This is a genomic window from Azospirillum sp. ST 5-10 (genome assembly GCF_051225715.1).
GTDB lineage: Bacteria > Pseudomonadota > Alphaproteobacteria > Azospirillales > Azospirillaceae > Azospirillum.
Genome location: NZ_JBPJSP010000004.1, coordinates 70,164 through 93,955, shown reverse-complemented (window position 1 = coordinate 93,955; position 23,792 = coordinate 70,164). Strand labels below are relative to the sequence as shown.

28 protein-coding genes are annotated in these 23,792 nt (G+C 71.5%); 12 read left to right on the top strand and 16 right to left on the bottom strand.

Features of this window, described 5'->3' with window-relative positions:
• Positions 1-107: 107 nt before the first annotated feature.
• Positions 108-866, bottom strand: coding sequence for an NRDE family protein (locus tag ACSBPG_RS06430; RefSeq protein WP_435536302.1), 759 nt, complete (start codon positions 864-866; stop codon positions 108-110).
• A gap of 151 nt (positions 867-1,017) precedes the next feature.
• On the opposite strand from ACSBPG_RS06430, the gene ACSBPG_RS06425 reads away from it, so the two are divergent.
• Positions 1,018-1,338 carry a DUF1476 domain-containing protein gene (locus ACSBPG_RS06425; protein ID WP_435536301.1) on the top strand — a complete coding sequence of 107 codons (321 nt, stop codon included), beginning with the start codon at positions 1,018-1,020 and terminating at the stop codon, positions 1,336-1,338.
• A 69-nt stretch (positions 1,339-1,407) separates the two neighbouring features.
• Here ACSBPG_RS06425 and ACSBPG_RS06420 read toward each other — a convergent pair whose 3' ends face one another.
• Entirely contained in the window at positions 1,408-2,358 is a 951-nt protein-coding gene (locus ACSBPG_RS06420; protein ID WP_435536300.1) for a heparin lyase I family protein, read from the bottom strand.
• Positions 2,359-2,473: 115 nt separating this feature from the next.
• The gene (gene purB, locus ACSBPG_RS06415; RefSeq protein ID WP_435536299.1) at positions 2,474-3,769 is read right to left on the bottom strand and encodes an adenylosuccinate lyase; all 1,296 of its coding nucleotides are present in this window, start codon (positions 3,767-3,769) and stop codon (positions 2,474-2,476) included.
• A 192-nt stretch (positions 3,770-3,961) separates the two neighbouring features.
• Here purB and ACSBPG_RS06410 point away from each other — a divergent pair, with 192 nt between their 5' ends.
• Positions 3,962-4,993 (top strand): anti-sigma factor antagonist, encoded by a 1,032-nt coding sequence (locus ACSBPG_RS06410; RefSeq protein WP_435536298.1) that lies wholly within the window; start codon positions 3,962-3,964, stop codon positions 4,991-4,993.
• A gap of 235 nt (positions 4,994-5,228) precedes the next feature.
• Complete coding sequence (locus tag ACSBPG_RS06405) at positions 5,229-7,538, top strand: NADP-dependent malic enzyme (protein WP_435536297.1); 2,310 nt, start codon at positions 5,229-5,231, stop codon at positions 7,536-7,538.
• Between the two features lie 67 nt (positions 7,539-7,605).
• Here the strand turns inward: ACSBPG_RS06405 and ACSBPG_RS06400 are convergent, their stop codons facing one another.
• The 4 genes from ACSBPG_RS06400 to ACSBPG_RS06385 form a co-directional block, all read right to left on the bottom strand.
• Complete coding sequence (locus ACSBPG_RS06400) at positions 7,606-8,388, bottom strand: sterol desaturase family protein (RefSeq protein WP_435536296.1); 783 nt, start codon at positions 8,386-8,388, stop codon at positions 7,606-7,608.
• Position 8,389: 1 nt separating this feature from the next.
• Positions 8,390-8,659, bottom strand: a complete 270-nt coding sequence (locus tag ACSBPG_RS06395; RefSeq protein WP_435536295.1) for a hypothetical protein — start codon at positions 8,657-8,659, stop codon at positions 8,390-8,392.
• A gap of 18 nt (positions 8,660-8,677) precedes the next feature.
• Complete coding sequence (locus tag ACSBPG_RS06390) at positions 8,678-9,430, bottom strand: hypothetical protein (protein ID WP_435536294.1); 753 nt, start codon at positions 9,428-9,430, stop codon at positions 8,678-8,680.
• A 255-nt stretch (positions 9,431-9,685) separates the two neighbouring features.
• Positions 9,686-10,030, bottom strand: a complete 345-nt coding sequence (locus ACSBPG_RS06385; protein ID WP_435536293.1) for a hypothetical protein — start codon at positions 10,028-10,030, stop codon at positions 9,686-9,688.
• Positions 10,031-10,154: 124 nt separating this feature from the next.
• On the opposite strand from ACSBPG_RS06385, the gene ACSBPG_RS06380 reads away from it, so the two are divergent.
• The 6 genes from ACSBPG_RS06380 (at position 10,155) to ACSBPG_RS06355 (ending at position 14,000) form a co-directional block, all read left to right on the top strand.
• Entirely contained in the window at positions 10,155-10,484 is a 330-nt protein-coding gene (locus ACSBPG_RS06380) for a hypothetical protein (protein WP_435536292.1), read from the top strand.
• A gap of 41 nt (positions 10,485-10,525) precedes the next feature.
• A complete protein-coding gene (locus ACSBPG_RS06375; protein WP_435536291.1) occupies positions 10,526-10,945 on the top strand; it encodes a hypothetical protein in 420 nt (139 codons plus the stop codon).
• Between the two features lie 120 nt (positions 10,946-11,065).
• On the top strand, positions 11,066-11,746 hold the full coding sequence (hisG, locus tag ACSBPG_RS06370) for an ATP phosphoribosyltransferase (RefSeq protein ID WP_435536290.1): 681 nt from the start codon (positions 11,066-11,068) through the stop codon (positions 11,744-11,746).
• On the top strand, positions 11,730-13,040 hold the full coding sequence (hisD, locus tag ACSBPG_RS06365; protein WP_435536289.1) for a histidinol dehydrogenase: 1,311 nt from the start codon (positions 11,730-11,732) through the stop codon (positions 13,038-13,040). Before hisG ends, hisD begins: the two co-directional genes overlap by 17 nt.
• The gene (locus tag ACSBPG_RS06360; RefSeq protein WP_435536288.1) at positions 13,037-13,519 is read left to right on the top strand and encodes a UPF0262 family protein; all 483 of its coding nucleotides are present in this window, start codon (positions 13,037-13,039) and stop codon (positions 13,517-13,519) included. Before hisD ends, ACSBPG_RS06360 begins: the two co-directional genes overlap by 4 nt.
• Positions 13,520-13,541: 22 nt before the next feature.
• Positions 13,542-14,000 (top strand): low molecular weight phosphatase family protein, encoded by a 459-nt coding sequence (locus ACSBPG_RS06355; protein ID WP_435536287.1) that lies wholly within the window; start codon positions 13,542-13,544, stop codon positions 13,998-14,000.
• Positions 14,001-14,025: 25 nt separating this feature from the next.
• Here ACSBPG_RS06355 and ACSBPG_RS06350 read toward each other — a convergent pair whose 3' ends face one another.
• The 8 genes from ACSBPG_RS06350 to ACSBPG_RS06315 all read right to left on the bottom strand — a co-directional run bounded on the left by ACSBPG_RS06350 (position 14,026) and on the right by ACSBPG_RS06315 (position 19,171).
• Positions 14,026-14,811, bottom strand: coding sequence for a DODA-type extradiol aromatic ring-opening family dioxygenase (locus ACSBPG_RS06350; protein ID WP_435536286.1), 786 nt, complete (start codon positions 14,809-14,811; stop codon positions 14,026-14,028).
• A 104-nt stretch (positions 14,812-14,915) separates the two neighbouring features.
• The gene (locus ACSBPG_RS06345; RefSeq protein WP_435536285.1) at positions 14,916-15,398 is read right to left on the bottom strand and encodes a F0F1 ATP synthase subunit B family protein; all 483 of its coding nucleotides are present in this window, start codon (positions 15,396-15,398) and stop codon (positions 14,916-14,918) included.
• A complete protein-coding gene (locus ACSBPG_RS06340) occupies positions 15,398-16,042 on the bottom strand; it encodes a F0F1 ATP synthase subunit B family protein (RefSeq protein WP_435536284.1) in 645 nt (214 codons plus the stop codon). The genes ACSBPG_RS06345 and ACSBPG_RS06340 overlap by 1 nt, the downstream gene beginning before the upstream one ends.
• Before the next feature lie 92 nt (positions 16,043-16,134).
• Positions 16,135-16,359 (bottom strand): ATP synthase subunit C family protein, encoded by a 225-nt coding sequence (locus tag ACSBPG_RS06335; protein ID WP_029006950.1) that lies wholly within the window; start codon positions 16,357-16,359, stop codon positions 16,135-16,137.
• Positions 16,360-16,431: 72 nt separating this feature from the next.
• Positions 16,432-17,175 carry a F0F1 ATP synthase subunit A gene (locus ACSBPG_RS06330; protein ID WP_435536283.1) on the bottom strand — a complete coding sequence of 248 codons (744 nt, stop codon included), beginning with the start codon at positions 17,173-17,175 and terminating at the stop codon, positions 16,432-16,434.
• 12 nt (positions 17,176-17,187) lie between these two features.
• Complete coding sequence (locus ACSBPG_RS06325; RefSeq protein ID WP_435536282.1) at positions 17,188-17,553, bottom strand: AtpZ/AtpI family protein; 366 nt, start codon at positions 17,551-17,553, stop codon at positions 17,188-17,190.
• A gap of 136 nt (positions 17,554-17,689) precedes the next feature.
• A complete protein-coding gene (locus ACSBPG_RS06320; protein WP_435536281.1) occupies positions 17,690-18,295 on the bottom strand; it encodes an SCO family protein in 606 nt (201 codons plus the stop codon).
• Positions 18,296-18,430: 135 nt separating this feature from the next.
• Complete coding sequence (locus tag ACSBPG_RS06315; protein ID WP_435536280.1) at positions 18,431-19,171, bottom strand: PhoH family protein; 741 nt, start codon at positions 19,169-19,171, stop codon at positions 18,431-18,433.
• Positions 19,172-19,915: 744 nt separating this feature from the next.
• Here ACSBPG_RS06315 and minC point away from each other — a divergent pair.
• The 3 genes from minC to minE are packed head-to-tail and all read left to right on the top strand — an operon-like array spanning position 19,916 to position 21,945.
• The gene (minC, locus tag ACSBPG_RS06310) at positions 19,916-20,656 is read left to right on the top strand and encodes a septum site-determining protein MinC (protein WP_435536279.1); all 741 of its coding nucleotides are present in this window, start codon (positions 19,916-19,918) and stop codon (positions 20,654-20,656) included.
• A 60-nt stretch (positions 20,657-20,716) separates the two neighbouring features.
• Positions 20,717-21,532, top strand: coding sequence for a septum site-determining protein MinD (minD, locus tag ACSBPG_RS06305; protein WP_435536278.1), 816 nt, complete (start codon positions 20,717-20,719; stop codon positions 21,530-21,532).
• The gene (gene minE, locus ACSBPG_RS06300) at positions 21,529-21,945 is read left to right on the top strand and encodes a cell division topological specificity factor MinE (protein ID WP_435536277.1); all 417 of its coding nucleotides are present in this window, start codon (positions 21,529-21,531) and stop codon (positions 21,943-21,945) included. Before minD ends, minE begins: the two co-directional genes overlap by 4 nt.
• Before the next feature lie 29 nt (positions 21,946-21,974).
• Here the strand turns inward: minE and ACSBPG_RS06295 are convergent, their stop codons facing one another.
• Entirely contained in the window at positions 21,975-23,615 is a 1,641-nt protein-coding gene (locus tag ACSBPG_RS06295) for a sensor histidine kinase (protein ID WP_435536276.1), read from the bottom strand.
• Positions 23,616-23,792: the final 177 nt, after the last annotated feature.

The following is a 23,792-nucleotide window of genomic DNA, read 5'->3' as shown; positions in this document are numbered from 1 at the left end:
GATCGCGCCCGGTCGCTTTCGCCCCGTCCGATCCGGGAGCGGGGAACGCCGGTGCCGGCCGTGGACCGTCCGGACGGGACGGCCGCGGGCGCGGGCGGCGGCGATCCTCACGCCGGGAGGACGGGGCGCCAGGGTGTCTCGTGCGGCCGGCCGGGGGCGAAGTGCCAGACCGCGTCGAGGTCGGGCCGGTTCGCCGAGGGCAGCGCGACGAGCGCGCTGGACGATGTGCCGAAGCCGGTGGGCAGGCGGAAGTCCATGGCGCCGCGCGGGCTGTCCCCTTCCCAGATGCGGCTGCCCAGCAGCTCCGGCCAGCCGCCCCAGTGCGGCTCCGCGGGGTCCGGCGGCGGCGCGCTCCGGAACAGCGGCAGGTACAGGTGCACCCGCGGGTCGGCCGTGTCGTCGGGATCGAAGGCGGTCAGCATGTGCAGGCCGGTCCCCAGGGTGGCGACCTCGGGCCGGTGGCGGGGGGTGTCGCCGCGGTGGATCACCACGAAGGCGTCCCGGTTGTCGGCCACCAGCAGGTTGAAGGGCCGGTAGGCGCGGGTGTCGAGCTGGGCCAGCGCCAGGGCCGCCTCCCCGGCGTCGGCGTGGTCCAGGGCCTCCAGCACGAGCTCCCCGCGCGAGCGCTTGCCGGCCTCGGGGCCGAGCGTCCCGGGGCGGTTCAGCACGGCCGCCGCCACCCCCTCGTCGTTGAGCCCCAGCCAGGAGCCGCCGGCCGTCTCGTCGAGGCCGGCCACCACGTTGGGCCGGTCGGGCCAGTGGCGGCCCGGCGGCCGCCAGGGGCGGTCGGCCATCTCGTCCCGGTTCGCCCCGAGGATCAGGGGATAGGCCGCGTCCGGACGGCGGAGAATGATGACGCTGCACATGAATTCTTGCCTTTCCGCTCCTCTCCCGGTATTCCGCCGCTCGCCGGCTTCGCCATACGGGGCGGGACGGCTGGGCGGTGACGTCGCTCGACGTTCCGGCTATATAAGCTGTATCTGGGAGCGCAAACCAAGCCAAGGAGTCCGGTCCGCCATGACGACCTTCGACGAGCGCGAGAAGGCCTTCGAGAACAAGTACCAGCACGACCAGGAGCTGTTGTTCCGGATCAGGGCCCGTCGCGACAAGCTGGCCGGGTTGTGGGCGGCGAGTCTCCTCGGCCTGAGCGGCGCCGACGCCGATGCTTACGCGCGGCAGATCGTCGAGGCCGATTTCGGCACCGCCGGTCCGCACGACATCCGCGACCGCCTGCTCGACGACCTGCGGACGCGCGGCGTCGACATTTCCGAGCACCGCGTGGAGAAGGAGATGGACGCCCTGCTCGCCACCGCCCGCCAGCAGGTGCAGACCGAGTAGGGCGGCCGTTGCCGGGCGCCCCGCGCCCGGCCCCGCGCCGGCGGTGCGGCGCAGGGCGGAGCGTTCCGCTCACTTCGAACTGCCGATGATGACGCGCCGGTCGCCGCCGCCCATCGCCACGGTCCGGTAGTCGCCGCCGCGGGCGAAGGCGTCGAGATAGGTGGTGGTCGAAAAGGATTCCTGATCGCGGTAGGGGCCGAACTTGAAGTACTGGGTCGTCGGCTCGGTCCGGTAGCCGATGCGGCCCGTGGCCCGTCCGTACAGCTTGCCGCCGGCCCACACCTCGACGACGCCGTTGCCCTCCGGCGAGGCCTTGATGCGGTAGACCATGTCGGTCCACGTCCCGAACGGATTCGGCAGATGGCCGAACCGTTCGATCGAGATGTCCTGCATGCAGGGCTGGCCGGTGGCGCTGTTGACGCTTTCCGCCTGGGGCGGCGGCTCGTTCTGGTAGACCAGCAGGATGCGGCACTCGTTGCCGTCGGCGGCGTCCTGCTGGAGGGTCACCGAGAAGTTCCGGTCGGTGAAGCGCTGGGCCACGAAGGGGCTCTTGCCGCCGCCCTGCTTCCACTGGCCGATGACGAGCCGGCCGCTGTTCTCCGCCGGCACCGTCTCGCCGACGAACATGCTGAAGCCGTACCACACCTCGGTCCCGAAGGGCAGGCGCACCTCCTTGCGCTCCCACAGTTCGGCGCGCTCGGTGCCGTCGTCCTCGAAGGGCGCGCTGGGGTCGGCGGGATCGATGCAGGTGTCGGACGGCCGCGCCGCCTCGGGACCGGTCAGCGGCGGCGGGAAGACCGTCATCTCCGCCGCCCACCGGCCGAGCCGGACGACCGACTGCTGGTCCACCTCGACGTTCTCCGGGCGGTAGCAGGGCTGCAGCGGCCCCTTGTCCAACGTGCCGCTCTCGAATCCGTCGCGCAGGTCGAGCGGCGGCAGGCCCTCGGCCCGTGCCGCGGCGGCCATGCCGATCAGCGCCAGCCCGCCCGCCAGCGCACACAAATGACGTGCGTTTCCCATGCCCCTTCCCCCCGACGCGTTTGCCTGCTGCGAGTGTTATGCACCCTGGTGCATTCGTGCAAGAACTGCGCGCCGGAGGCGGTGGGGCGGCGGCCGATTCAGGGCGGAGTGCGAATCACGCCCCGAAGACGCGCCGGAAGACCGTGTCGACGTGCTTGGTGTGGTAGGCCAGGTTGAACATCGGCGCGAGATCGTCGCGGGAGATGTGCCGGGTGACCTCGTCGTCGGCGCCGAGGTGGTCGAGCAGGTTGCCCCCTTCGGCCCACACCTTCATGGCGTTGCGCTGCACCGCGAGGTAGGCGTCCTCGCGGCTCATGCCCGCCTGCGTCAGGGCGAGCAGGACGCGCTGGGAGAAGACGAGGCCGCCGAGATCCTCCAGGTTCCGCTTCATGCGCTCGGGATAGACCACCAGCTTGTCCATCATGCCGGTCAGGCGCACCAGCGCGAAGTCCAGGGTCACCGTGGCGTCCGGCCCGATGCCGCGCTCCACCGAGGAGTGGGAGATGTCGCGCTCGTGCCAGAGCGCCACGTTCTCCAGGGCGGGAACGACGGCGGCGCGCACCAGCCGGGCCAGTCCGGTCAGGTTCTCCGACAGGACCGGGTTGCGCTTGTGTGGCATCGCCGAGGAGCCCTTCTGGCCGGGATGGAAGTACTCCTCGGCCTCGCGCACCTCGGTGCGCTGGAGATGGCGGACCTCGACGGCAAGGTTCTCGATGGACGAGGCGATGACGCCCAGCACCGAGAAGTAGAAGGCGTGGCGGTCGCGCGGGATGACCTGGGTGGAGACCGGCTCCGGCGTCAGGCCGAGCTTCTCCGCGACGTGGACCTCGACGCGGGGATCGATGTTGGCGAAGGTGCCGACCGCGCCGGAGATGGCGCAGGTGGCGATCTCCTCGCGCGCCTGGACGAGGCGGGCGCGGGCGCGGGCGAAGGCGGCGTAGTGGCCGGCGAGCTTCAGGCCGAAGGTGGTCGGCTCGGCGTGGATGCCGTGGCTGCGGCCGATGGTGACGGTGTCCTTGTGCTCGCGGGCGCGCCGCTCGAGCACCGCGAGCAGGGCGTCGAGATCGTCGAGCAGCAGGTCGGCGGCCTGCTTCAGCTGCACCGCCAGGCAGGTGTCGAGCACGTCCGACGAGGTCATGCCCTGGTGGACGAAGCGTGCCTCCGGGCCCACGTGCTCGGCCAGGTTGGTGAGGAAGGCGATGACGTCGTGGCGGGTCTCCCGTTCGATGGCGTCGATCCGCTCGATCTCCCACTTGCCGCGCTTCCACACCGCCGCGGCGGCCTCCTTCGGGATGATGCCGAGGTCGGCCTGGGCGTCGCAGGCGTGCGCCTCGATCTCGAACCAGATGCGGAACTTGTTCTCCGGTTCCCAGATGCGGGCCATTTCGGGGCGGGTGTAACGGGGGATCATCCTGGCTCTCTCCGACACGGGGGGCAGCGGTCACGCGCGCGCGGACCTTAGCGGCGCGCCTGCGCGCTGGCTAGACCCTTGGCGCGGGCCCGTCGGAGGACGCGGTACACCCTTCGATTGACGCCGGCCGGTGATCGTGACCAGTCTGGCGGCGGGCGGGCACGGCCCGGCGCCCGGCGACGGAGGAGAGACATGGAGATCACCCAGAGAACGCAAGCGGGGGTCGCCATCATGGCGGTCGCCGGACGGATCGACGGCCTCACCGGGCCCGAGCTGGAGGCGAAGCTGAGCGCGGCGATGCCGAGCGGCGGGGCGATGGTGCTGGACCTGTCCGGCTGCGCCTACATCAGCAGCGCCGGCCTGCGCGTGGTGCTGAAGGCCGGGCGCCAGGCCAAGCAGTCGGCGACCGCCTTCGCGCTGTGCGGTCTGCAACCGCAGGTCCGCGAAGTCTTCGACGTCAGCGGCTTCGCTTCCCTGTTCCCGCTCCACCCCGACGCCGACGCCGCGGTCGCCGCCCTGGCGTCCGCCGGACCGGCCGCCAAGCCGGCCGCCGCGGTGGCGGCGACCGGGCCGATCGGCCTGCAGCCGACCCTCATCGAGGAGATCCTGCTGCTGTGCATCGACGACGCCGGGGTGCTGCGGCCGATGGCGCGCAGCGTCTACGACCAGATCGCCGCCGGCGCCGTGCTGATGGAGCTGGCGCTGGCCGGCCGGATCGACTGCGACCTGGAACGCATGTCCGTGGTCGACCCGCGGCCGACCGGCGAGCCGCTGCTCGACGGCGTGCTGGCCCGGCTGGCGGGGCAGGGCGCCCATGCCCCGGCGGACTGGATCAACGACGTGGCCGAGCAGGGCAACGCGCTGCGCGCCGCCGCGCTCGCCCGCCTCGTCGAGCGCGGCATCGTCAAGAAGCAGGAAGGCCGCTTCCTCTGGATCTTCCGCGACCGCCGCTATCCCGTGGTCGACGGGCGCGAGCAGCGCGAGGTGCGCGCGCGCCTGCGCGCGCTGCTGCTGGGGGACGACATCCCCGACCCGCGCGATGTCGTGCTGGTGGGGCTGGTCGACCTCAGCGGCCTGTTCGCCACCGTGCTCGACGCGCAGGAGCAGCGCCAGGCCCAGCCGCGCATCGCCCAGCTGAAGAAGATGGACCTGATCGGGCAGCAGGTCGATCGTGCCGTCGCCAGCATCGAGATGGCGATCAGCAGCGTCATGGGGCCGATGTGAGCTCTCTCCTCCCCCGGGCCCGGCCCCGGGGGAGGGTGCCCGAGCTTTCCCTTCCACGCGGCCGTGCCGCCCAGGTATTGTGTCGACCACACGGCCGAACGCCGCGGCGGCCGCATCGGACGTGCCATGCAAGGGGGCGGTTTGCCGCACCAGCGCCTTTGCTGTATAAGCCGACCGTCAGTTCACGCTCGTTCGGAAAATAACCGGAATCGAGTTAATCAAGGGGAGAACGTCCATGTCCGGGGATCTCGACACGCTCGCGCTGGAGTACCATCGGCGCCCGAAGGCGGGGAAGCTCGCCATCGTCGCGACCAAGCCGATGGCCAACCAGCGCGACCTGGCGCTGGCCTATTCGCCGGGCGTGGCGGCGGCCTGCATGGCGATCCACGGCGATCCCTCCCAGGCGGCGGAGCTGACGACCCGGTCCAACCTGGTGGCGGTGGTGACCAACGGCACGGCGGTGCTGGGGCTCGGCAACATCGGGCCGCTGGCGGCCAAGCCGGTGATGGAGGGCAAGGCGGTCCTCTTCAAGAAGTTCGCCGGCATCGACGTGTTCGACCTCGAGCTCAACGAGACGGACGTGGACGCGCTGGTCGACACCATCGCCCGGCTGGAGCCGACGTTCGGCGCCATCAACCTGGAGGACATCGCCGCGCCGGCCTGCTTCGAGGTGGAGCGGCGCCTGCGCGACCGCATGAAGATCCCGGTCTTCCACGACGACCAGCACGGCACCGCCATCGTCGTCGGCGCCGCCATGCTCAACGGGCTGAAGCTGGTGGGCAAGGAGGCGGGCGACGTCAAGGTGGTGTCCACCGGCGGCGGTGCCGCCGGCATCGCCTGTCTCGACCTGATGGTGGCGCTGGGCGTGAAGCGGGAGAACGTCTGGCTCGTCGACAAGTTCGGCCTGGTCTACCGCGGCCGGACCGAGGACATGAACCCCTACAAGGACGCCTACGCCAAGGACACGGACGCGCGGACCCTGGGCGACGTGATCGGCGACGCCGACCTCTTCCTCGGCCTGTCCGGGCCGAAGGTGCTGACGCCCGACATGGTCAAGCGGATGGCGCCGCGGCCGATCATCATGGCGTTGGCAAACCCCGAGCCGGAGATCATGCCCGACCTCGCCCGCGAGGTCCGTCCCGACGCCATCATCGCCACCGGCCGGTCCGACTTCGCCAACCAGGTCAACAACGTCCTGGTCTTCCCCTTCATCTTCCGTGGCGCCCTGGACGTCGGCGCCACCACCGTGAACGAGGAGATGAAGGTCGCCGCCACCCACGCCGTCGCCAACCTCGCGCGCGCCGAGCCGTCCGACGTGGTGGCCGCCGCCTACCGCGGCGAGGAGCTGCGCTTCGGCCCCGACTACATCCTGCCCAAGCCCTTCGACCCGCGCCTGATCATCGAGGTGCCGTCGGCGGTCGCCCGCGCCGCCATGGACAGCGGCGTGGCGATGCGGCCGATCCACGACTTCCGCGCCTACCGCGACGAGCTCGGCCTCTACGTCTTCCGCTCCGGCCTCGTCATGAAGCCGGTGATGCAGGCCGCCATGAAGGACCCCAAGCGGGTGGTCTACGCCGAGGGCGAGGACGAGCGCGTGCTGCGCGCCGCCCAGCTCGCCATCGACGACGGCATCGCCCAACCCATCCTGCTGGGGCGGCGCGACATCATCGAGCGCAAGGTGGTGGAACTGGGGCTGCGCCTCAAGCACGGCGTCAACGTGGAGATGATCGAGATCATCCGCGACCCGCGCTACCACAACTACACCGAGATCTATCGCACGCTGATGGGCCGGCGCGGCGTGTCGCCGACCCACGCGGCCAACGTGGTGCGCACCCAGCCCACGGTGTTCGGCGCCCTGATGGTGCGGCGCGGCGAGGCCGACGCCCTGATCTGCGGCACCTCGGGCCGCTACGGCGAGTACTACACCCACGTCATGGACGTGATCGGCAAGCGCAAGGGCGTCAACACCGCCGCCGCCATGAACCTGCTGATCCTGCAGACCGGCACCTACTTCATCTGCGACACCTACGTGAACCCCGAGCCGACCGCGGGCCAGGTGGCGGAGATCGCGCGGCTGGCGGCGGAGGAGGTGCGGCGCTTCGGCATCGAGCCGAAGGTGGCGCTGCTCTCGCACTCCAACTTCGGCAGCGCCGACACGCCGTCGGCGCGCAAGATGCGCCAGGCCTACCAGCTCATCTCCGCCGAGATGAACGACCTGGAGGTGGACGGCGAGATGCACGCCGACGCCGCCCTGTCGGAGGCGATCCGCGGCCGGGTGCTGCCGGACTCGCGCCTGAAGGGCGCCGCCAACCTGCTGGTGATGCCGACGCTGGACGCCGCCAACATCGCCTTCAACATGCTGAAGGTGCTGGGCGAGGCGCAGAACGTCGGGCCGATCCTGCTGGGTGCGGCGCGTCCGGTGCACATCGTCACGCCCTCGATCACCGTGCGCGGCCTGCTCAACATGACCGGCGTGGCGGTGGTCGACGCCCAGCTCGCCGCCCCCGTGGCGGCACCGCCGCCGCCGCCGCTGGCGGCGGAGTAGGGCGCTCTCCGTCCTCGCGGCCGCGTCGCTCCCCCAAAACCCTCCGGGGGGCGACGCGACCGCTCTCCTACCCGCCCCGCAGCGGCAGGACCAGCAGCCGCGGCAGGGTGACGTCGCGCGCGCCGCACCCGGCGACCCCGACGACGATGTCCTCCTGCGGCACGTCGAGGCGCAGGGTGCCGTGCAGCCAGTCCCAGACGGTCAGGCCGCTCGACCAGTTGCTGTCCATCTCCGCGGGGCGGCGGGAATGGTGGATGCCGTGCATGCGCGGCGTCACCAGCAGCCGGCCGACGCGGCCCTCCCAGGCCGGCGGCAGGCGCAGGTTGGAATGGTGGAACAGGATCTCCGCCAGGGTCAGGCGCTGCCACAGGGCGAGATCGGCCGGCCGCACGCCGATCAGCAGCACCTGCGCCGCCCGGTAGGGCACCGAGAGCGCCATCTCGGCGAAATGGAAGCGCAGCGCCGTCGAGGCGTCGAGATCGCGGTCGGCGTGGTGCACGCGGTGGAAGGCCCACAGGAACGGCAGCCGGTGGGTGCCGACGTGCCACCAGTAGAGCGTGTAGTCCAGGAGAACGAGCGCCAGCAGCCGCTCCGCGGCGCGCGGCAGGGCGAGCGCCGGCAGGAGGCCCCAACGCCGGCGCTCCACCGCACGGGCCAGCGGCTCGACCACCGGCTTCTCCAGGGCGCGGATGGCAAGGGCGCTGAGGCCGGCCACCGCCAGGTTGCGGGCGGTGTGGCGCGCCGCCGGTTCGACCCGGCGGCGCAGGGGGCGGCGATGCTCGAGCCACACCAAGCCGGCGAAGGCGCCGGCGGCCAGCGCCGGGCCGAGCCAGCGGGGCGGCGACGGCACCCTACAGTTCGTTGCCCGGGCTGCCGGTGCGGCCGACCCCGTCCTCGTGGACGTCGGGGTCGAAGTCGTGGCCGTACGGCTTGCCCGAGGCGTCGGTGGCCGGGATGTGGCGGCCGTCGCGCTGGGCCTGCAGGCGGCGTTCGACGCCGGTGCGGGCCTGATCGTACTGCGACACGTCCGCGTTGTTGCGGGCGCGGGTCTCGTCGATGCCGCTGTCGCCCGACAGCGGACCGTCGGGGGAGACGGGCTTCTTGATGCTTTCGTGCGCCATGGAAGGGGTCCTCGTGATTCAAGCCCAATTCCCGGTAACAAGCGGTTCGGCCGGAGAGTCGCGGCGGCCGAGCTTCAAGGCGCGCACGACGTCGGCGTGGCCGGGCTGCTGCTCCTCGGCGTCGAAGTCGATGTCATAGGCGGAGCCGGGGTTGCCCCGGGCGCCGATCAGGACGAACTCGGCTCCCTCGTAGTCGAGCAGGTGCGGGTCCTCGGCGAAGCGGCGGCCGTCGAAGTCGCGCAGCACGGTCTTGGGATAGGGCGCCGCCTCGCCGTGCAGGGTGCCGGCCTCGGGGTTCTTGACGGAGAGGGCGAAGGCGCCGTCGTGACGCAGGTTGAAGGCCTTCTGCACGGGGCCGGGCTTCTCCGGCTGCTCCAGCGCGTAGACGAGGTGGGTGTCGCCGTCGGTCCGGGCGATGGCGTACATGCCTTCGCCGGCCGGCCGCGCCGCCGGGCGGTGGCGCGCGCCGCGGGTCTTGGTCCGGTAGGTCTCGGCGCGGAAGGTGGCGGCGACGTCGCGGCTCGACCGGGCGATGCGGTCGACGAAGCCCCAGGTGCGCTCGTGTCCGTCGATCTCGGGCAGGTGCTTGCGTCCCACCACCATCAGACGGAACACCGAGCGGCCGTGGGGCTTCAGCACGATGTAGAAGCGCTCCACGTCGTCGGGACCGTCGGGGGCGTCCTGTTCGACCTTGGGACGGAAGACGAAGTAGATGTCGCCCCGCTCGACGATCTCGGTGCGGGCGTGGGCGCCGTGCGATCGGCTGGCCATGGCGGTCCTCCCAAATCGGAGATGTCCGGTGCCTAAGCAGGTTTGCCCGGATCGGGCCACCGATGGCCCGGCCTGGGCAAACCTGCGGACTCTATGGTTTTGCAGGTTTTCCGAGCCCGCCCAACGGTGGGCGGGGTTCGGAAAACCTGCTTAGGGGAACTCCAGGGGAGGGACGGAGTTCCCCCGTGCTGCACCGCACTCGGGAGGGGCGTCGTCGTTAGCCCCCTCGGAGCCTGCCGGGCGGGAAGGGATACCTCAGTGCGACGGGGCCTCCCGGTTGCGGCCGCGGCCCTGCCGCTCCCGGTCCCCGTCGGTGATGGCGTGGCGCATGCCCTCGGCGACCACGCCGGCGATGGCACCGGCGGCGTCCCGCACCGTCTCGGCGGCGCCGCTCCCGGCGTGGCTCACCGCCTGGCGCGTCCCGCGGTTGGCCGCCAGCGCGCCGGCGGCGGCAACGAGCGCGTCGGCAAGGATCTGCCGGGCCATCGGCGATTCCAGGAGGGAGCCCAGCGAGCCCCCGGACTTGCGCAGGTGCTTGGGCACCTTGACCCCGGCGATCCTCTTCGGAAGCTTGAAACCCTTGCTCTTGTGCTTGGCCATCGGTCGGCCCTCGCTCCTCGTGGAACACACCCGGCAAACCGGCGCCGGGCGTCCCGGTTCCCGTCCGGAACCCGTCCGTCCCCGTCATGTTGACGGGGGACGACGCCACACCGGGAGAACGGCCATGAGCGACCGCAAGGACGACCCCAGAGCCATCGAGGAGGCGCGCGAGCGGCTGCGGCGCGCCGACACCTCCCATTCCCCGGCCGGCCAGTCCCAGAGCACGGGAACCGGCGGCGGCGGCGGCGCCGTCGACCCGCTCGAACGCGGTCCCGCCGAGACCGCCCGGGGCGCCATGGAGGGTGACCAGGGAGCGCCGCCGTCGGCCGGCTCGGCCGGCGTGGCGACCGGCCTGAACCCCGGCGGCACCCGGCCCAAGACGGGGGCGGGTGGCCATGGCGAGCGGGCCGGCAGCGTCGGCACCCCGGGCGCCGCCGGCAGGCCGCGGGACTGAACGCCGCCCGCGGGGCCGGGCACCGCACCGTGACAACGGACATGGCTGGGGGAACCATGGACGTCCGGGAATGCGCGCTGGGATTCATGAACGCGCAGGCGCTCCTCACCGCCGAGGAGATGGGGGGCGTCGACGCGCTCGACGGCGGTCCGTGCGCCGCCGCCGACCTGGGCGAGGAGGTGGGGCTGCCGGAGGACTCTGCGACCCGGCCGCTGACCATGCTGTGCGCCCTGGGCGCCGTCGCGCGGCGCCCTGCTGGTGCTCGGCGAATGTCTGCGGACGAGCGGCGCACCGGGCCGCCGGTGGTGGCGCGCCAGGACCTCAACATGCTGGTCGCCGCCCGGGGCCGCGAGCGCACCGCCGACGAGTACGCCGACTGGATCGGCCGGTTCGGCTTCGCGCTGGAGCGCGTCCGGCCGACGCCCTCGCAGACGGCCTTCCTGATCGCCCGCCGGATCTAGCGATTTGCCGGCGCCGCGGCGGTCGAAAGCCGTGACGCGGGCGCGGAATGTGGTATCTATCGGCTCGACGCGGCCGGCCCCGCCGGCCAGCGCCAGGCACCAGCCTCGGAGAGTCGTTCTTTGCCCGCCGATATCCAGACCGACGACGCGCTCGTCCTGGCCCTGCCGAAGGGCCGGATCCTCAAGGAGCTGCGGCCGCTGCTCGAGCACGCCGGCATCGCCCCGGAGCCGGAGTTCGACAACGAGAACAGCCGGCTCCTGCGCTTCGCCACCAACGTGCCCAACCTCAGCGTCATCCGCGTGCGCTCGTTCGACGTCGCCACCTTCGTCGCCTTCGGCGCCGCGCACCTCGGGGTCGCCGGCAACGACGTGCTGATGGAGTTCGACTATCCCGAGATCTACGCGCCCCTCGACCTCGGCATCGGCAAGTGCCGGCTGTCGGTGGCCGAGCCGAAGGCGATGGTGGAGGGGGACGACCCCTCCCGCTGGAGCCACGTGCGCGTCGCCACCAAGTACCCCGAGGTGACCCGCCGCCACTTCGCGGCGCGCGGCGTCCAGGCCGAGTGCGTCAAGCTCAACGGCGCCATGGAGCTGGCGCCGACGCTCGGCCTGTGCCGGCGCATCGTCGACCTGGTGTCCACCGGCTCGACGCTCAAGGCCAACGGGCTGGTGGAGGTCGAGCACATCGCCGACGTCACCTCGCGCCTGATCGTCAACCGGGCCGCCTTCAAGACGCGGCCCGACGAGATTTCCGACTGGATCGAACGTTTCCGGGGGGCCGTCCATGCCGCTCAAGCTTGACCGCCGCGACGCCGGCTTCGAGGCGGCGTTCACCGGCCTGCTGCACGCCAAGCGCGAGGCGAGCGAGGACGTCCAGGCGGCGGTGCACGCCATCGTCGAGGACGTGCGCGCCCGCGGCGACGCCGCCGTGCTGGAGTACACCGGCCGCTTCGACCGTCTCACCCTGACGGCCGAGACCCTGCGCATCCCGGTGGACGAGGTCGACCTCGCCGTCGCCGCCTGCGACGCGGAGCTGCTGCGCGCACTCGACACCGCGGCGGAACGCATCGAGGCGTTCCACCGCCTGCAGGTGCCGGCCGTCACCGACTACCACGATCCCCAGGGGGTGCGGCTGGGCGCGCGCTGGACGCCGGTGGGCTCGGTCGGCCTCTACGTGCCGGGCGGCACGGCGGCCTATCCGTCGTCGGTGCTGATGAACGCGCTGCCGGCCAGGGTGGCCGGCGTCGAGCGCATCGTCATGGTGGTGCCGACCCCCGACGGCCGGATCAACCCGCTGGTGCTGGCGGCGGCGCGCCGCTGCGGCATCCAGGAGATCTATCGGGTCGGCGGCGCCCAGGCGGTGGCGGCGCTCGCCTACGGCACGGCGACCATCGCCCCGGTCGACAAGATCGTCGGTCCCGGCAACGCCTTCGTCGCCGCCGCCAAGCGGCAGGTCTACGGCGTCGTCGGCATCGACAGCATCGCCGGGCCGTCGGAGATCCTGGTGGTGGCCGACCGCGACAACGACCCCTCCTGGATCGCCATGGACCTGCTGAGCCAGGCCGAGCACGACCGGGTGGCGCAGTCGATCCTGATCGCCGACGACGCGGCCTTCGCCGCCGCCGTGGAGCGGGCGGTGGACGACCATCTGAGCCGGCTGCCGCGCGCCGACATCGCCGGCGAGAGCTGGCGCGAGCACGGCGCCGTCATCCTGGTCGAGGACCTGCTGCGCGACGCGCCGGCCCTGGTGGACCGGCTGGCGCCGGAGCACCTGGAGCTGGCGGTCGCCGATCCCGACGCCCTGATGGCGCGGGTGCGCAACGCCGGCGCCATCTTCCTCGGCCGCTACACGCCGGAGGCGGTCGGCGACTACGTCGCCGGACCCAACCATGTGCTGCCGACGGCGCGCAGCGCCCGCTTCTCCTCCGGCCTCAACGTGCTGGACTTCATGAAGCGCACCACCTTCGTGGCCTGCGACGCGCGCTCGCTGGCGGCCATCGGACCGGCCGCCGTCACCCTGGCGCAGGCGGAGGGGCTCGACGCCCACGCCCGCTCGGTGGCGCTGCGCCTCGGCGCCGGCAGGGAGGCGCGATGACGGATCGGACGAAGCGCCGCATCGTCCACGTCACGCTGGACGAAAAGACCGTCGTCCGGCGCAAGCCGGAGGTCGAGCACGAGCGCGCCGTGGCGATCTTCGACCTCCTGGAGGAGAACGAGTTCTGCCCGTGCGAGCATCCGGACGAGGGCCCCTACCACCTGCACCTGGCGATCGAGGACAACCGCCTCATCCTCGACGTCCGCTGCGAGGACGACCGGGCGCTGTGCAAGGTGATGGTGCCGCTGTCGGCGTTCCGCTCCATCGTGCGCGACTATTTCCTGATCTGCGAGAGCTACTACGCCGCCATCAAGAAGGCGACGCCGTCGCAGATCGAGGCGATCGACATGGGCCGACGCGGCCTGCACAACGAGGGGTCGGAGCTGCTGCGCGAGCGGGTCAGCGGCAGGATCGACATGGATCTGCAGACGGCGCGTCGGCTGTTCACGCTGATCTGCGTCCTGCACATCCGCGGCTGAACCGGCCGGGGTAGCGGCGCCCATGGCCCCCGTACCGATCCTTCCCGTCACCAGCGTCCTCTTCGCCTGCACCTACAACATGATCCGCTCGCCGATGGCGGCCGGCATCATGCGCCATTACCACGGGCACCGGATCTTCGTCGATTCGGTGGGGGTGCGCGAATCCGACGACATCGATCCCTTCGCCGTCGCGGTGATGGAGGAGATCGGCATCGACATCTCCGGCCACGTCTGCAAGACCTTCGACGAGCTCGAGGATTCCTCCTTCGACCTGATCGTCTCCCTGTCGCCGGAAGCCCACCACCGCGCCGTCGAGATGACCCGCACCATGGCCTGCGAGGTGGAGTTCTGGATGACCTTCGACCCCACCCTGGTCGACGGCAGCCGCGACGCCATGCTGGCGAGCTACCGCCAGGTGCGCGACGGCATCCACAAGCGCGTGCTCGACCGCTTCCCGCCGGACCGCGGGCCGCGGGTGTAGGGACGGGCCGGCGCGGCGGGGCCCGTCAGGCCGGGTGGAAGGCGTAGGCGTGCATCGCCAGGCTGCCGTGCTCGAAGCCGGCGTGCAGGCGCTCGGCGCGCGCGCCCGGGCCGGCGGCGCCGAGCGCCACCGGCAGCGGCAGGAAGTGCTCGTCGCTGGGATGGGCGGCACGGGCGGTCGGCTGCTCCGCCCACGCCGCCAGCGCCTCGCCGCCGGCGGCGACGGCGCGGTCGAGCCAGTCGGCGAAGTCGGCGGCCCACGCCGGCGGGTCGCCGCTGACGCCGCGGCGGAGGGCGCGCAGATTGTGCACGGCGCCGCCGCTGCCCAGCACCAGCACGCCCTCGCGGGCGAGCGGCGCCAGCGCCCGGCCGAGCGCCACATGGGCGGCGGCGTCCAGCTCCGGCAGCACCGACAGCTGGGCGACCGGGATGCCGGCGTCCGGGTACATCAGGGACAGCGGCACCCATGCGCCGTGGTCGAGCCCCTGGCCGGGATCGGCACCGGCCGGCAGGCCGGCGGCGTCCAGCAGGCCGACCACCCGCGCGGCCAGTTCCGGAGCGCCGGGGGCGGGATAGGTGAGGCGGTAGAGGGCGTCGGGGAAGCCGTAGAAGTCGTGGACCGTCTCCGGCCGCTCGGCGCCGCTGACCATGGGGCGCCGGGTCAGCCAGTGGGCGGAGACGGCGAGGATGGCTCGGGGACGGCCGAGCCGGGCGCCGAGCCCGGCCAGGAAGTCCCGGCCGGGCGACGCCGTCTCCAGCATCAGCATCGGCGAGCCGTGCGAGACGAAGACGGTGGGAAAGGCGGTGGACATGGCGGGCGGTCCTGTCGGTCGGGGGCGGACCGCTATTCTGCATAACGAAAAACCCCGGCGCCAGGGCCGGGGCTTCGGACGGACCGTTGCGACCGCGGGAACGATCAGTGCAGGTGCCGGGGCAGATCCGCGATGGCCTGATCGACCAGCCTGTCCGACTGGGCCGGGGTGATCCCCTCGGCGAGGACGCGCCGGGCCGCCGCCATGGCGATGTCGACCGTCAGGTTGCGCACCTCGGCCAGGGCCTGGGCCTCGGCCTGGGCGATGCGCTCCATCGCCTGGGCTTCGCGCCGCTTCAGCGCCGCCTCGAGATCGGCCTGGGCGGCGGTGCGGAAGCGCTCGGCCTCCTCGCGGGCATGGACGACGATGGCCTCCGCCTCCTTGACCGCGTCGCGCTGGCGGCGCTGGTAGTTGGCGAGGGTGGCCTGGGCGTCCTCGCGCAGGCGCTGCGCCTCGTCGAGCTCGGCACGGATCTTCTCCGCACGGGTGTCGAGCATCGAGCTGATCGCCGCGCCGGCCCGCTTCCAGACCAGGACGACGAAGATGACGAAGGCGACGGCAACCCAGAATTCGGGGGTCATGAACATTACCGGCGCTCCTCCAGGACGGCGGCGACGGCCGCCTCGGCCTTCGCGGGATCGATCTCGACCCCGGCCAGCTTGCCGGCCACGTCACGGGCGATGTCCGACGCCACGCCGCGGATGTTGGCCAGGGCCTCGTCCTTGGCGGACGCGATGCGCGCCTCGGCGGCCTTCAGTCGCTCAGCGATGTCGGCGGCGAGCTGGCCTTGGCGGGCCTGGTTGCCGGCTTCGATCTCGGCGACCGTGGCGGCGATCACCGACTGCGCCTCGGACCGCGCGTCGGCCAGGGCCTTCTCGACGGCGGCGAGGACGGTCTCCGCCTCTTCCTTCACGGAAGCGGCCTTGTTCAGGTCGCGGGTGATCCGCTCCTGACGTTCCTCCAGCACCTCGGCGACGCGCGGCAACGCCTTCTTCGCCAGGAGATAGTAGAGGACGATGAAGGTCACCGCGAGCCAGAAGATCTGGGTCGGGAAGGTGGCGGGATTGAGCTGCGGCAGACCGCCGACATGCTCCTCCGCGTGTTCGGCAGCCGGCGCGTGCTCCGCCGTCGCCGCGAGGACGTTGCCGGCGAGCAGGGTGAGCGACGCGAGCGCGCTGCCCGCAACGCCCGCCCAGCGGGCCGGCCGTGCCTCGGCCAACAGGTTCGGCATGATCGGTCCCCCAAGGCAAAGGAGCGGCGCCAGAGCTCAGCGGGTGAGCCCGGCGCCGCGTCTCTCGAGCGAGTGTCGCGTCCGCTCGGACCTTAGGCGAACAGGATCAGGAAGGCGATCAGCAGCGCGAACAGCGCCACGGCTTCCGTCAGCGCGAAGCCCAGGATGCCGATCGGGAAGACCTTGGGCTGGACGGCCGGGTTGCGGGCGATCGAACCGATCAGGGTCGAGAAGATGTTGCCGATACCCATGCCGACGCCGGCGAGGGCGATGACGGCCAGACCGGCGCCGACGTACTTAGCGGCTTCAGCTTCCATGGTACTCATTCCTCTTTTGGGGTGAACTGGTGAAAGGCGGATGGAACGGGTGCCCGGCGGGCCCGGCTGCGGTCAGTGCAGCTCCAGGGCGTCGCGGATGTACAGGCAGGTCAGGATCGTGAAGACGTAGGCTTGCAGGAAGGCGACCAGGAACTCGAAGCCGGTCAGCGCGATGTTGATCAGCACCGGGATGAGGCCGACGAACAGGCCGAGCGCACCCAGGCCGCTGATCATGAGAACCGTGAAGCCCGCGAACACCTTCAGCATGGTGTGGCCGGCCATCATGTTGGCGAACAGTCGGATCGACAGGCTCACCGGCCGCATCAGGTAGGAGATCACCTCGATCGGGATGAGGATCGGGGCGAGCGCCACCGGCGCGCCGTGCGGCATGAAGAAGGTGAAGAAGTGCAGGCCGTGCTTGATCAGCGCCAGCACCGTCACGAACACGAACACCGTCAGCGCCAGCGCGAAGGTCACGATGATGTGGCTGGTGAAGGTGAAGGTGTAGGGGATCATCCCGATCATGTTGCCGAACAGCACGAACATGAAGATCGTGAACACGAACGGGAAGTACGGCCGGGCGTCGTGCCCGGCGTTGTCGCGCACCATGTTGGCGACGAATTCATAGAACATCTCGGCCAGCGACTGCAGCCGGCCGGGCACCAGCGCGCGCCCCTTCATGCCGTAGACCAGCAGGGCGTAGACCAGCGCGACCGCGATCACCATGAACAGCGCCGAGTTCGAGAACGACACGTCGTACCCGGCGATCACGATCTGGACGATGGGATTGATTTGGAATTGGTGCAGCGGATCCAAGGTCGTCCTCGCTCAATGTTCGTCGCCGCCGGAGGGGCGCTCGTGGTCTTCCCTGTTGGCCCGGCGGTAGCCGGGGGCGAAGCCGAGCCCGGAAACGGCCCGGTAGACGTTCAGCACTCCCGCTGCGGAACCCAGGAAGAACATGCTCACCAGGCCCCACGGCGCACTATCCAGCCAGTGGTCGAGCAGAAGCCCGCCGCCGACGCCGACGATCATGGCAGCCACCAGCTCCACCCCGATGCGCCAGGCGACCCCGAGCGGGCCCTGCGGGATGCCGGCAAACCGGCCGGGGGCGGACTTCTGTTCCTGCCCCTCCCGCGCCTTGCGCAACCGGGCGTCGAGCTCGTCCAGCGAGGTGGGAGGTCTGTCGTCGCTCATAATGGCTTCGTCGTTCCCCACCGGCTCACCGCCACGCGAAAGCGGCGAGACCATACGAACGGGGCACTACCCTGTCAAGAAGCAAAACCTTGGCCGCAAGTCCTTGATTACGCTGCCGTTACGGGGTCTTGCCGCGTTAACCCTTCACCCGCTGAGCAATCGCCTCCGCCATCTTGTCGGGCGACGTGCCGCCGGGGAACACCTGCACGAACGCCCCGTCGGGCCCCATGAGGTAGACGAAGCTCGAATGGTCCATGAGGTAGTCGTCGCCGGCGTCCTCGCCGCCCGGCGCCTTGGCGTAGTAGACGCGGTAGCCGCGGGCGACCTCGCGGATCTGCTCCGGAGTCCCGGTGAGGCCGATCAGGCGGGGATGGAACAGCCCGACATAGTCGGCGAGATGCGCCACGGTGTCGCGCGCCGGATCGACCGAGATGAACAGGGGCTGCACCCGGTCGGCCAGCGGCCCGAGCTTGTCGAGGGCGGTGGCCATGGTGGCGAGCTCGGTCGGGCAGACGTCCGGGCAGTAGGTGTAGCCGAAATAGATCAGCAGGTGCTTGCCGCGGAAGTCGGCGTCGGTGACCGCCTTGCCGGTGTGGTCGGTGAGCTGGAACGGGCCGCCGATGTCGGCCGTGCCGGTGGTGACGATCCGCTCGGCCTGCCGGACCTGCCACCAGGCGATGCCGGCCGCGACGGCGAGCCCCACCAGCGAGGCGATGGCGATGCGGAGGATGCGCGCGTTCATGGTCGTCCGATGCGTGGAAAGGTCGAGGCGCGGCGACCTTAGCCCAGCGCGGCGGCGAGGAAAAGGCGGACGGAGCGCGGCATCCGGGAAAAGGGCCCGCCCCGGCCCGCCGCGGCGGGCCGGGGCGGGGCGGGGTCAGAGGACGGTCAGCATGCTGGCGACCAGCGGATGGCGCACGATGTCGGTGTCGCCGAGACGGACGACGGCGATGCCGTCGACCGCCTCGAGGCGGCGGGCGATGTCGGCCAGGCCGGACAGGTTGTCGAGCAGGTCGGTCTGGTCGGGGTCGCCGGTCAGCACCATGGTGGAATGCCAGCCGAGCCGGGTGAGCAGCATCTTGATCTGGGCGTAGGTGCAGTTCTGCGCCTCGTCGATGACGACGAAGGCGTTGTTCAGGGTGCGCCCGCGCATGTAGCCCACGGGGGCGATCTCGATGGTGCCGTCGCTCATGTACTGGCGCAGCCGCTTGCCGCCGAGGCGGTCGCTGAGGGCGTCGTAGAGCGGCCGCAGGAAGGGGGCCATCTTCTCGTTGAGGTCGCCCGGCAGGAAGCCGAGGGTCTCGCCGGCCTCGACCGCCGGGCGCGACAGGACGATGCGGTCGACCTTGCCCTCCTCCAGCGCCTCCACCGCCGAGGCGATGGCGAGGTAGGTCTTGCCGGTTCCCGCCGGCCCCAGCGCCACCACCAGGTGGTGCGCGCGGATCGCGTCGAGCAGGAGCTTCTGGTTGGGGCTCTGCGGTTTCACCGTGCGCAGGTAGCTCTGGTCGCGGTGCCGGTCGGCGGCCAGCGGATCCCAGGCGGAGCCGGGGAACAGGGGCTGGACCTTGGATTCCGAAACCGTGCTCACGGTGCTGCCCTTGGTCTGGCGCTTGGCCATGTCGCTCTCCTCACGTCACGGGGATGGCGGGGACGCAGGCACAAAAAAACCTCCCGCAGAGGGGAGGTTCTCTCTCATCGTCGACGATGGGACGCTGTGCCCATGCCCGGTGCCGGCTTGCGGGTGCGAGGCCGGCCGCTCCGCGGTCTGCTTCGGGGACGGTGTGCGAAGGATCGTGCAAGCCCGACTCCTCGTTTTCCGGCGCGAGGGCCCGGAATGCGCCTCGCCCCTGCATCGTAAGGTAGACAACACCGGGCGTCAGCGGAAATTGCGGCAGACGCAAAAGTTTCATACAAGATGTTGTGGATATGCCGCGCCGGAGGTGGGGCCGGCCGAGCGGGCTAGCCCGCCGGAATGGGGCGCTCCGGCGCCGGCCGGGCCGGCGGATGCCGGCGCGGCGGCGGCGCCGGGCGGCCGGTCGTATGCCGGGCCATTAAAACGGCGTATACGGTGCGGTCGATGCGCCGGATCGACTGGATATTGTACAGGCAAAACCCTTTGCCGCCGATATGGAGTTCCGTTACTGTCCGCGTCGGTGGGAAGGGGCCCCTTTGTTTCCGGCCGGATTTCGTTCGAGGCGTTGTGGCGACGGCGCCGGCCGATGATTGTCACCCCGAAAGGGGTAAGGGGACGCTTGAACCGACCGCTCGAGGGGCGCTAGAACGCCGGATGGACGGATCGCCCGGCGTCGGCAGAGGGTCCTTTCTCCAGATGAACGCGGCAGGACAAGTGAGGAAGGTGGCGGTGAGCAGCGCCGGTCAGGTTGCGGAACGGGACGCGCCGTTCCAGTTGCGGGGCAACTCCTTCACCATGATGGTGCTCAAGGTGTCCGACCCCGCGTCGCCGAACTTCTTCTCGCTGCTCGGCAGCAAGGTGCGGCAGGCCCCCAACTTCTTCCGCCACGCGCCGGTGGTGCTGGAGTTCGACGACCTCGGCGAGGGCACGTCCTTCGACCTGGCGGCCTTCGTGGCGAAGGTGCGCGAGCAGCACCTGCTGCCGATCGGCTTCGTCGGCGGCCCGCGCCCGCTGCAGGACGCCGCCCTGGCGCTCGGCCTCGTGCCGATGCCCGCCGGCCGCGCCGCCCGGCTTGAGCAGGCGCGCCCGCAGGCCGCCGCGGCCGGCGGCGCCCCCGCGCAGCCGGTCTTCGTCGAGGTGCACCGGCCGGCCCTGGTGGTGTCGGACCCCGTGCGCTCGGGCCAGCAGATCTATGCCGAGAAGGCCGACCTGATCATCACCGCCTCCGTGTCGCATGGCGCGGAGGTGCTGGCCGATGGCAACATCCATGTCTACGGCGCGCTGCGCGGCCGCGCGCTGGCCGGGATCTCCGGCGAGAACGGCGCGCGCATCTTCTGCCAAAGCCTGGAGGCGGAGGTGGTGTCGATCGCCGGCCTGTATCGCGTCGCCGAGGACATCGATTCCGCCTTCCTGAAGAAGCCCGTGCAGATCCGTCTCAGCGACGGCTTCCTGCACATGGACCCTCTGTAACGGCAACCACCAGACCGCCAGCTTGAGAACGGCCAACTTGAGAACGGTAGGAGAGGCTCGTTGGGCAAGATCATCGTCATGACATCCGGCAAGGGCGGCGTGGGCAAGACCACGTCGAGCGCCGCCTTCGCCACCGGACTGGCCTTGCGCGGGTTCAAGACGGTCGTCATCGACTTCGACGTCGGCCTGCGCAACCTCGACCTCGTGATGGGATGCGAACGCCGGGTGGTGTTCGACTTCATCAACGTCATCAACGGCGAGGCCAAGCTCCACCAGGCCCTCATCAAGGACAAGCGGGTGGACAACCTGTCCATCCTGCCGACCTCGCAGACCCGCGACAAGGATGCCCTGACCCGCGACGGGGTGGAGCGCATCCTCGGCGAGCTCGAGAAGGAATTCGACTACATCGTCTGCGACAGCCCGGCGGGCATCGAGCGGGGCGCCCTGATGGCGCTGTACTTCGCCGACCACGCGGTGATCGTCACCAACCCCGAGGTGTCGTCGGTGCGCGACAGTGACCGCATCCTCGGCGTGCTCAATTCCAAGTCGCGGCGCGCCGAGCTCGGCATCGAGCCGGTGACCCAGCAGCTCCTGCTCACCCGCTACGACCCGGAGCGGGTGGAGAAGGGGGAGATGCTGAAGGTCGACGACGTGCTGGAGATCCTGGCCATCCCGCTGCTGGGGGTGGTGCCGGAGAGCCAGGCGGTGCTGCGCGCCTCCAACATCGGCATGCCGGTCATCCTCGACGACAAGTCGAACGCCGGCCAGGCCTATCTCGACGCCGTGGCGCGCTTCCTCGGCGAGGACGTCGAGCACCGCTTCGTGAAGCCGGAGAAGAAGAGCCTGTTCGGCCGCCTCCTGCGGAGGAGCGCATGAGCATCTTCAGCTTCTTCCGCTCCACGCCGAAGACGTCGGCGACGCAGGCCAAGGAGCGCCTGCAGATCGTCATGGCCCACGAGCGCGTCGGCCGGACCGGCCCCGACTATCTGCCGATGCTGCAGCAGGAACTGCTGTCGGTGATCGCCAAGTACGTCGACATCGACGAGAACAAGGTCGAGGTGAAGCTTGACCGCGGCGGCGACTGCTCGACCCTGGAGGTCAACATCGAGCTGCCGAGCCGCGACGCCGTGCGCAAGCCGTCGGAGACGCGGGCCGCCGGCCCCGGGGCGGCCCGTGGCGGCGACGGCAAGCCCGGCGAGAAGGCGGGCGACGCCAAGGCGGAGGCCAAGTCCACCCCGCCGTCCGCCGGGGCGGTGCTGACCAACGGCGGGGTCAGCAAGCGGCACTGAACCGCACGGCTTTTCCGCGCCCGCGCCCGTCACGCCCGTTCCAGGCGGCGCGGGAAGCGGATCGTGAAGGCGGTGCCGGCGCCCGGCGTGCTGTCCACGGCGATCCGCCCCTTCAGGCGCTGCGTCACGAGATCGAAGACGATGTGCAGCCCGAGTCCGCTGCCGCCCTGGTCGCGCGCCGTGGTGAAGAAGGGCTCGAAGACGTGGAGTCGCACCTCCGGCGGAATGCCGCGGCCGTCGTCGGCGAAGCGCAGGACCACCTCCTCCGCCCCGTCGGCCCGCGCCGACACCGTCAGCCGCCCGCGCTCGCCGGGCGCGTAGGCGTGCATCATCGCGTTCATGGCGAAGTTGGTGAGGATCTGGCCGAGCGCGCCGGGGTCGCCCTCCACCGCGAGGTCGTCGGCGCAGTCGATGGTGACGCTCAGGCCGGCGCGGCGCAGGCTGACGGACAGGGTGCGCATCACGTCGTCCAGGCAGTCCTTCAGGAGGAAGCGCCGGCAGACGTCGCCGGCGCGGTCGACGGCGACGTGCTTCAGGCTGTCCGCCAGCCGGGCGGCGCGGCCGACGTTGGCTTCGACGCCGTGGGTCGCCTCCGCGATGACGCCGAGATACTCCTCCAGGTCGGCCCGGCGCAGCCGGCCGGCGCGCAGCGCGTCCGCCACCTCCCGGGCGCGATCGCCGAGCAGCGAGGCGGCGGTCGCCGCCACGCCGAGCGGCGAGGCGATCTCGTGGGCCAGCCCCGCCACCTGGCTGCCCAGCGCGGCCATCCCCTCGTGCTGCGCCAGCCGGACCAGCGCCGCCTGCCGCACCCCGGCGATGCGGTCGAGGTTCTCCACCGCGCGCAGGACGGTGTCGACGTCGCGGTTGCCGGTGGCGGGAAGCCGCAGGCTGCCGTCTCCGGGGTGGCCGCCGTCGGTGACGTCGGCGAGCATGGCGGCCGCCGCCGCGACCGGCGCGGCGACGTGGCGCCACGCCAGCCAGGCCGCCCCGGCCAGCACCAGCAGCGCCACCAGCCCGCCGCCGACGGCCAGCCGCAGCACCCGCTGCGCGCCGTCCTGAACGGCCGATACGTGGGCCGCGGTCAGGCCGCCGGCGTCGTCGGCGAGCCGGTCGGCCAGCGTGTCGAGGGCGTCGGCCGCCCCGCGCCAGCGCTCCGCCGCCTGGCGCATCAGCGCGGCCGCCTGCCGGCGCCGTTCGGCATCGGCATCGGCGGTGGAGGGCGCCGCGGAATCGCGCTGCGCTTCGGCGCGGTCCATCAGCGCCGCCGCCTCGTTCAAGGCCGCCAGGGCGGCGTCGAGATGCCGGAGCACCGCCGCGTCGAACCGGAAGGACGGGTGGACGGCGAGTGTCCGCGCCAATCGCAGCGCCTCGTGCCGCGTCTCCGCATCGCCGGCGGCCACCGCGACGGTGGCGTGGCGCTTGAACCGTTCCAGGTTCAAGGCGGCGCGCTGGCGGTCCTGGACCGCCGGGATCACCCGCTCGCCGCCGTCGCGGATCTGGCGTTCGACGATCGTCTGGCCGGCCAGCAGCAGGGCGAGCAGGGCGACGACGACCAGCAGGAGCGTCGCGCTGCCGCCGGCCAGCAACGGCCGCAGCCCGGGACCCCGCGCCGCCGCGGCGGCGGACGCCGGTGCGGCCGGCGGGAGCGTGGACGTGTCGCTGCCGGGCACGGCGTTCGGTGTCCCTCAGGAGACGTCGGTGGGGAGGCGGCGAAGACGCTCCTGGCGTGCCGGCCGGCCGGCACGGGGGGCCGCCGGCGTGGCCGGCGGATCGGCCACGGAACGGTTGGGGAGGCTGGCCGATCGCATCATGACGTCCGTCCGGCAAAAGGGATACAGGCGCGTCCC

What these genes read in the sequence shown, in the direction of transcription:
- ACSBPG_RS06315 (WP_435536280.1), bottom strand. Translation starts at nt 19,171, where the DNA reads ATGGCCAAGCGCCAGACCAAGGGCAGCACCGTGAGCACGGTTTCGGAA.
- ACSBPG_RS06375 (WP_435536291.1), top strand. Translation starts at nt 10,526, where the DNA reads ATGGCTGGGGGAACCATGGACGTCCGGGAATGCGCGCTGGGATTCATG.
- ACSBPG_RS06410 (WP_435536298.1), top strand. Translation starts at nt 3,962, where the DNA reads ATGGAGATCACCCAGAGAACGCAAGCGGGGGTCGCCATCATGGCGGTC.
- ACSBPG_RS06395 (WP_435536295.1), bottom strand. Translation starts at nt 8,659, where the DNA reads ATGGCGCACGAAAGCATCAAGAAGCCCGTCTCCCCCGACGGTCCGCTG.
- hisD (WP_435536289.1), top strand. Translation starts at nt 11,730, where the DNA reads ATGCCGCTCAAGCTTGACCGCCGCGACGCCGGCTTCGAGGCGGCGTTC.
- ACSBPG_RS06355 (WP_435536287.1), top strand. Translation starts at nt 13,542, where the DNA reads ATGGCCCCCGTACCGATCCTTCCCGTCACCAGCGTCCTCTTCGCCTGC.
- ACSBPG_RS06350 (WP_435536286.1), bottom strand. Translation starts at nt 14,811, where the DNA reads ATGTCCACCGCCTTTCCCACCGTCTTCGTCTCGCACGGCTCGCCGATG.
- ACSBPG_RS06325 (WP_435536282.1), bottom strand. Translation starts at nt 17,553, where the DNA reads ATGAGCGACGACAGACCTCCCACCTCGCTGGACGAGCTCGACGCCCGG.
- ACSBPG_RS06335 (WP_029006950.1), bottom strand. Translation starts at nt 16,359, where the DNA reads ATGGAAGCTGAAGCCGCTAAGTACGTCGGCGCCGGTCTGGCCGTCATC.
- ACSBPG_RS06340 (WP_435536284.1), bottom strand. Translation starts at nt 16,042, where the DNA reads ATGCCGAACCTGTTGGCCGAGGCACGGCCGGCCCGCTGGGCGGGCGTT.
- purB (WP_435536299.1), bottom strand. Translation starts at nt 3,769, where the DNA reads ATGATCCCCCGTTACACCCGCCCCGAAATGGCCCGCATCTGGGAACCG.
- ACSBPG_RS06420 (WP_435536300.1), bottom strand. Translation starts at nt 2,358, where the DNA reads ATGGGAAACGCACGTCATTTGTGTGCGCTGGCGGGCGGGCTGGCGCTG.
- ACSBPG_RS06425 (WP_435536301.1), top strand. Translation starts at nt 1,018, where the DNA reads ATGACGACCTTCGACGAGCGCGAGAAGGCCTTCGAGAACAAGTACCAG.
- ACSBPG_RS06405 (WP_435536297.1), top strand. Translation starts at nt 5,229, where the DNA reads ATGTCCGGGGATCTCGACACGCTCGCGCTGGAGTACCATCGGCGCCCG.
- ACSBPG_RS06360 (WP_435536288.1), top strand. Translation starts at nt 13,037, where the DNA reads ATGACGGATCGGACGAAGCGCCGCATCGTCCACGTCACGCTGGACGAA.
- ACSBPG_RS06430 (WP_435536302.1), bottom strand. Translation starts at nt 866, where the DNA reads ATGTGCAGCGTCATCATTCTCCGCCGTCCGGACGCGGCCTATCCCCTG.
- minE (WP_435536277.1), top strand. Translation starts at nt 21,529, where the DNA reads ATGAGCATCTTCAGCTTCTTCCGCTCCACGCCGAAGACGTCGGCGACG.
- ACSBPG_RS06345 (WP_435536285.1), bottom strand. Translation starts at nt 15,398, where the DNA reads ATGTTCATGACCCCCGAATTCTGGGTTGCCGTCGCCTTCGTCATCTTC.
- ACSBPG_RS06320 (WP_435536281.1), bottom strand. Translation starts at nt 18,295, where the DNA reads ATGAACGCGCGCATCCTCCGCATCGCCATCGCCTCGCTGGTGGGGCTC.
- ACSBPG_RS06380 (WP_435536292.1), top strand. Translation starts at nt 10,155, where the DNA reads ATGAGCGACCGCAAGGACGACCCCAGAGCCATCGAGGAGGCGCGCGAG.
- ACSBPG_RS06390 (WP_435536294.1), bottom strand. Translation starts at nt 9,430, where the DNA reads ATGGCCAGCCGATCGCACGGCGCCCACGCCCGCACCGAGATCGTCGAG.
- ACSBPG_RS06385 (WP_435536293.1), bottom strand. Translation starts at nt 10,030, where the DNA reads ATGGCCAAGCACAAGAGCAAGGGTTTCAAGCTTCCGAAGAGGATCGCC.